Here is a 1740-nt window from a genome sequence, read left to right on the forward strand (position 1 = left end):
ATGGGAAAAAACAGCCAACGCAGACGCCGGGGCTTTCGCACCAGACCCAAGGGCCGGGTGGTCGATCCCCAGGCCCTGGCCGAGGTCCGAAGCCTGCTCGGCGATGAGCCCCGCCGACGCGACCTGCTGATTGAGCATCTGCACAAGATTCAGGACCGCTACGGCCATCTGTCGGCCGCTCATCTGGTCGCCCTGGCCGACGAGATGAAAATGGCGCCGGTCGAGGTCTACGAGGTCGCCAGCTTTTATCATCACTTCGACGTGGTCAAAGAAGATGACACGCCGCCGCCAGCGCTGACCGTCCGGGTGTGCGATTCGGTCAGCTGTGAGCTGGCCGGCGCCCAGGCCCTGCTGGCGTCTCTGCAAAACAGCCTAGGAGAGAACGTCCGGGTTCAGCGCGTGCCGTGCGTCGGCCGCTGCGAGGCCGCCCCGGCCGTTATTGTCGGCCAGAACCCGATCACGCAGGCCACACCGGACCGCGTGCAGCAGGCCGTCAGCCGGCGGGCCACAGCCTGTCCCGCCCCGAGCACGGTCGTTGATTATGGGGCGTATCAAAAAGACGGCGGCTATCGGCTGCTGCGCGCCTGTGTGCAGGGCGAACGCGAGCCCGAGTCGGTTATCCAGGCTCTGGAAGACGCCGGGCTGCGCGGCCTTGGCGGGGCGGGTTTTCCGGCCGGTCGCAAGTGGCGCATCGTCCGCGACTTCCCGGCCCCGCGGCTGTTGGCGGTCAATATCGACGAGGGCGAACCGGGCACGTTCAAGGACCGCTACTACATGGAACGCGACCCCCACCGCTTTCTGGAGGGGATGCTGATCGCCTGCTGGGCGGTCGGCATTGACGAGGTCTACATCTATATCCGCGACGAGTACCCGGCCTGCATCCAGATCATCAAAGACAGTATCGCCGCCCTGCAAGCCGACCCGCCCGGCCCCCTGCCCCGCATTCATGTCCGGCGCGGCGCGGGCGCCTACATTTGCGGCGAAGAGTCGGGCATGATCGAATCCATTGAGGGCAAACGCGGTATGCCGCGGCTGCGGCCGCCGTATGTGGCCGAGGTCGGGCTGTTTGGACGACCGACCCTGGAGCATAATTTTGAGACGCTGTTCTGGGTGCGCGAGATTGTCGAAAAAGGCCCGGACTGGTTTGCCGGCCAGGGGCGAAACGGCCGCAAGGGGCTGCGCTCCTTCTCGGTCAGCGGGCGGGTCAGTAAGCCCGGCGTCCATCTGGCGCCGGCCGGCATCACTCTGCGTGAGCTGATCGCCGAGTACTGCGGCGGCATGCTGCCCGGCCACGAGCTGTACGGCTACTTCCCGGGCGGGGCCTCGGGTGGCATTCTGCCCGCCTCGCTGGCCGACGAGCCGCTCGATTTCGACACCCTCCAGCCCCACGGCAGTTTCATCGGTTCGGCCGCCATCATCGTCCTGTCGGATAAGGACAGCGCCAAGGCCGCAGCCCTCAACGCCATGCGCTTCTTTTCCCACGAGTCGTGCGGCAAGTGTACGCCGTGCCGGGTGGGGACGGCAAAAGCGGCCGGGCTGATGGCGAAGGATCGCTGGGACACCGGCCTGCTGGAAGACCTCGCCCAGGTCATGGGCGACGCGTCCATCTGCGGGCTGGGTCAGGCCGCGCCCAATCCTCTGCGCAGCGTGATCAAATACTTTCCACAGGAGCTTTCCTAATGGCTGGTGCATCTCCCAACGGCTCTCAGGCCGGACTGACCACCTTCAGCCTGGACGGGC

The 1740-nt window shown here is 66.3% G+C and carries 1 protein-coding gene; it reads left to right on the forward strand.

Going from position 1 to position 1740, the window contains the following annotated elements; translation table 11 throughout:
• On the forward strand, positions 1–1680 hold a 1680-nt coding region (locus tag J4F42_22000), incomplete at its 5' end, for an NAD(P)H-dependent oxidoreductase subunit E (GenBank protein MCE2488197.1).
• Positions 1681–1740: the final 60 nt, after the last annotated feature.

It is taken from the genome of Desulfurellaceae bacterium (assembly GCA_021296095.1).
GTDB lineage: Bacteria > Desulfobacterota > Binatia > Bin18 > Bin18 > JAAXHF01.